Consider the following 4886-nt stretch of genomic DNA (forward strand, 5'->3'; position numbering starts at 1 on the left):
GCCTTGGTTACCGGACTCCGATAGAGTTCGAAGGAATCAATTAATGGGGCGTGTCCATTTTATTGGGGGAAGTCCACCTGCCTTGACCACTTTTCTGCCTCCTCTTTCGTGGCCAAAAACCATGCAGCATCATTCACCATCAACCTTTCTGAAAAGAGCCCCCCATTCCAAAGAGTAAGCCCGCTTACTGAACCTATTACGCAGTTTTCCATGAATGAAAAATTTGCAATATACATATTAACTTCCACCTATGCTTCGATAATTTTAAAGCGCAGGCATTACAGGTTATTGGATCTATTATTCTGCGCTACGCGAGTTTTTGGCGAGCATATTCAATCTCCGCTCCATATTTCTCAGGGCATTTAATCTCAACACATAGAACAGTTTAACGCCGGCCGCCCATAGCGGTATCGAAATATGAGCGATGATCTGACCCATTATCGAAAACCTCGATGCCCAAGGATAGGCCATGAGCACTGAAGCAAAAACTCCTAAAACAGAAATACTTAAACCCCAGCTCGATACAATTAGAAGACGTTTCACTCTTACCTCCTCAACAATAAATCAGATTCAACCCATTATATTTAAAAAACAAGGAGCAGAAAGGTTTGTTCTCCACAGGAGATGATCTAGGTACATTCCGGATAACTTTTGGGAATAACATTGTGTATTTTTTAGGTTGGCGCCACTGATTTGGTTCTCTCTCGAAACACCAGTGGTGGTTGCCCGCGATGAGGATTTTGTGCGTATGATTTTCTGACGGCCAAACCAGGCATCAAGCTGCTCCAGTTCCTCCAAAGTGCCGCGTCCCATCGTATCTCCGGCGTGTATCACGCACCTCCCCATCAGGATAGACTTCGCCAGTAATAGTTTGTTAATGAATTTCCTTTCGCTTGGTGTCCACGTGCCCTTTCGATGAATGCGCGTTGGACAACTACAAACTGCATTTAGATCGTCAATTGAGCCGGAATGGGACAATCACTAACTGGGAGGACGGATAAAATCAGCAAGGAGCTCGACAACGGAATCCGCCATATGGGCGCAACGGGCGCCATCAAATGGATAGACTGTTTCAAACCCACCCTGGATACGCGACTCCAGTAACAACTTAAGATGTCGTCTTGCGCGGAACAGGCGTGTTTTGACGGTCATAACGGTAATGCCGAGGTCCAGCGCAATGTCGGCCAACGCCATCCCTTCTGCCTCTCTGAGAACAAACACAACCCGAAGATGACTCGGCAGTTCGGATACTGCTGCCTCTAACCATTCCCGGAACTGTGCAACGCCGTGCTCGTTTTCGGGGGAACGTTGTCTGCTGCCTGGAAACGCTATGACTGATGCTTCCTGATGAAATTCTTCCGAGACCGAGTCGTATTCTTCGGTAGGCTGACGTTTTCTCAATCGCATTCGGGCAACATTTAACGCGATTTTAGTGGCCCAGGTTGAAAGCTTGGCATCCCCACGAAACTCTGCAATGCGGGAAAAGGCAATGAGGTAGGTTTCCTGGACGATCTCCTCGGCTTCGGCATCGTTATCCATAATGCCTCGGGCGATACGAAACAGACGCGGATTAAGCCTTCTGATCACCTCCCTTACAGCCGTTTCATGCCCCTGTTTTGCCAGTCTTACAAGCTCGTCTTCAGAGGTTTGCAAGCCAATGGTGGGCTTGGGCGATAGGGAGTCGACAGAAGTTTTCATAACGAGACCTTGTCAGCTTTCATTAACAATATCGCGGATCGAAGGGAATTGAGTCGCTACATGTCCACTCACTCCGCCCGCACGCAGAGCGGAACTATCCCAATCCACCATTTCAGGCGTTCCAACGACGATCCGCCCAACCATAGCCGCCATTTCATGCGGCACGCAGTAATAGTCATAAACACCAGGAATCGTCAGCGTCAGACTGAATTTCTGGTTCGGAAGCAAATGGCCACTACCGAACGGTTTGGCAGCCTTTGGCATCCGCCGCACCCGATCAAAATACTCAGGGTGATACGCCGTCACCGTGTGAGAATTCCCAGGATCCTGATTGACGAAGGTAATTGTTGTGCCCGGATCTACCGCAATCCCCTTCGGATCAAACCAAACCCTTTCACCTCTGGGTGTACCTTGCATCTTGATAACAACCTGGCTTTCGCCAGCAGCCTCAGTCACACCACTACTCAGAAGTAATAGCGAGCCCGACAACTTCAGTAATCTACGCCTTGAACAGTTCATAGCCAGATACCCGGCGGGCAGTCCAATCGGTATTTGAGAAACGTCTTACTGATCAGATGCTCTTATTTCAAAAAGGTTACGCGACAAACGTACAAATATTTTGAATTCCTATGGTCATCAACGGCCTCTATTCGCAAAACAAGGGGCGTAAGTTTCAGCACCCAGGCTGAGCCAGGGTTGGTCTTGCATGCTTTTCCCGTTTTATTCAAACCCAAGTAAGCGTTCTGCCTGCGATCCCAACCCAGTTCAGCCGTGTTATGCCATAGGCCCTCCTTGTGCTCTCAGATAACCAAAAGGGAGACAACTCGTCGCCTATTTGGCCAACCGATCTTTGGCGCCCTTGTCGTGGAATAGCACGACGTGAGCATGCGGACTTTCCACGCCGGGATGCCCTGCGTTGTAGTAGATGTCAACAGCCGTCACTTCATGAGATCCGATCGCTAGGTCATCGTAAGCGACACCGTTCTTCAATTCCTCAAGGGGCGTCATGTAGACGGTAGCCGACAACTTTCCATCGTGGTCATAGCTCAAGAATGGACCAGCGGGCAAAGTGTCCGGATCAACAAAAAGTGTCCCCAGGCCCGGCAGAAATGCAGGCAGCGGCAACACCTCGCTCACCTGCACATACGGTCCCTCCGGCGGCATCTGGGCAACCTTGTCTTCGTCATGGGCCAACGCGCCTGCTGCCAGACTCATACCCAACAAACCGATCAGTAACTTTTTCATAGCCATTCCTCGTTTGTGATTAATTAATGTGGCAATGAACCAGATGCAGCTCTGACGAAAAGGTTTCAGGCTTTTTTGTCGGTAGTGTCATCACGGCAATGCATTAAAGTGCCACCCACCGTCCGAAAACTTTCGGTAACCTTTTCCAATTTCCCGCATCTGTCGCTTTAGCCAGCCCTGAATAATCGGGGTTTGGGTGTATTTACGTGCGCCGTTACCGGCCTAACGAAGGAAACGGGATATGAACAGCAATAAGAAACACCTACAGACAGTAGGCGCCCTGGTGGGGGCAATTTGCATCGCAACATTGGTTGGGTGCAGTGACGGAAGTTCGCCTCCTTTCGCTGTGCAAAGCGTCAGCCCGGCAGCCGAGGGTGAACTGATTCCAGTTGATACCCAGGTTGCGATCACCTTTAACCGCTCACTTGATAGCACTACTTTTTCGGCCGCCGAGGTTCGCCTTGAATGTGACGAATCCGAGGTAACGTTTGCCGATGTCAGCTTCCAGAACAACGCGAGGACCGTTTTTTTGACCCCGGATACTCTCCTTCCCGAGAACAAGGACTGCGAAGTACAGATCGCTGCGGAAGTAAAGGATGTGTCCAATAACACGCTTGGAAAGGTCTTTGGATGGACGTTTGGGACAACGGCACGCCCGGAAACTCTTGCGCTCGGAAAAGAGATATTCCGCTATGACACATTTGGAGATGAACGTTTCTGGACGGACGTGCTGGAAATGCACGATGTTATTCAGTCAGCCGTTGATCCGGTCACAGCCCTTTCTGTGGGACTAAAAGTAGATGCGGAAGCACTTCCTGAAGCTGTAGTTAATGGAATCGCACAGGGAACCATTAATCTGGAGTCACCTGCGACCACCGTTGCATTACTCAAGCTGGATGCGGTAGTCGGTGTCAAAGGCACCGTGGAGGAGGTAAACGACGTGGATACGCTCACCAGTGTCGGTGTGACCTGCGCGTTGTGCCATTCGACCGTGGACAATTCCTTTGCCCCGGGCATTGGCAAACGACTTGACGGATGGGCCAACCGTGACCTGAACCCGGGTGCCATTATCGCCTTGTCGCCTGCACTTACTCCCGCACAAAAAGACATCTACAACTCCTGGGGGCCAGGGATGTACGACGCCAGGTTCAATCAGGACGGTATCAGCAGTCCGCATGTCATCACGCCTGCGTTTGGTCTGAACGGTATCGAAAAGACAACATCAACCGGAGACGGCAACGATATCGCCTATTGGAACCGATACGTCGCTGTCACCCAGATGGGTGGGGAAGGTTCCTTTTACGAACCCAGAACCGGGGTTGATGTAACCAACGGCACAGAAGATCTTGTAACGGATAAGCTCCCGGCGCTACAGGCTTATCAACTGTCGCTGCTCTCGCCAGAACCTCCCGAAGGTTCATTTGATCCTACAGCAGCAGCCCGTGGAGAAGAGCTGTTCAATGGCCAGGCACAGTGCTCTTCCTGCCATAGCGGGCCCAAGTTCACAGACGCGAATAGTCGTTTGCATGATCCATCGGATGTTGTGAGTGAACCGGAGCCTGACGGAGCTCCGGGGTACGCATCTCGAAGTGCAACCAAGATGTACCGCACAGCTCCGCTGGAAGGCATCTGGCAACACCCGCCCTATTTCCATAACGGAATGGCTGCAACGCTTGCGGATGTCGTCACGCTCTACAACGACCGAAAAGCCCTTGGTCTCGATGAGGATCAACAGAGTGACCTCGTCGAATATTTGAAGTCGTTGTAATGACCTGAAAGCTGCTAGGCGGTTGGCTCTCTATAACCACAATGAATGGAGAACTGGGACAGTGTCTTGATCACTGCCCAGGCCTCACATCTCAATTTGGGGGGGGGGGGGGGGGGGGGGGGGGGGGGGGGGGGGGGGGGGGGGGGGGGGGGGGGGGGGGGGGGGGGGGGGGGGG

Annotated in this window: 5 protein-coding genes; 2 read left to right on the forward strand and 3 right to left on the reverse strand. The window is 51.5% G+C overall.

What is annotated here, in order from left to right; all coding sequences use genetic code 11:
- Positions 1-469: 469 nt before the first annotated feature.
- Entirely contained in the window at positions 470-628 is a 159-nt protein-coding gene (locus tag JJO78_RS20520; protein ID WP_164732082.1) for a hypothetical protein, read from the forward strand.
- Between the two features lie 353 nt (positions 629-981).
- On the opposite strand, the gene JJO78_RS20525 is transcribed toward JJO78_RS20520, so the two are convergent.
- From JJO78_RS20525 to JJO78_RS20535, 3 genes are all read right to left on the reverse strand, one after another.
- Complete coding sequence (locus tag JJO78_RS20525; protein WP_075196086.1) at positions 982-1698, reverse strand: RNA polymerase sigma factor; 717 nt, start codon at positions 1696-1698, stop codon at positions 982-984.
- Positions 1699-1710: 12 nt separating this feature from the next.
- Positions 1711-2154, reverse strand: coding sequence for a cupredoxin domain-containing protein (locus JJO78_RS20530; RefSeq protein ID WP_206512136.1), 444 nt, complete (start codon positions 2152-2154; stop codon positions 1711-1713).
- A gap of 375 nt (positions 2155-2529) precedes the next feature.
- On the reverse strand, positions 2530-2943 hold the full coding sequence (locus tag JJO78_RS20535; RefSeq protein ID WP_075196088.1) for a hypothetical protein: 414 nt from the start codon (positions 2941-2943) through the stop codon (positions 2530-2532).
- Positions 2944-3184: 241 nt separating this feature from the next.
- On the opposite strand from JJO78_RS20535, the gene JJO78_RS20540 reads away from it, so the two are divergent.
- A complete protein-coding gene (locus JJO78_RS20540) occupies positions 3185-4711 on the forward strand; it encodes an Ig-like domain-containing protein (protein ID WP_083637234.1) in 1527 nt (508 codons plus the stop codon).
- The last annotated feature ends 175 nt before the right edge of the window (positions 4712-4886 follow it).

Source organism: Marinobacter sp. DS40M6 (genome assembly GCF_028581595.1).
GTDB classification, from domain to species: domain Bacteria; phylum Pseudomonadota; class Gammaproteobacteria; order Pseudomonadales; family Oleiphilaceae; genus Marinobacter; species Marinobacter salarius.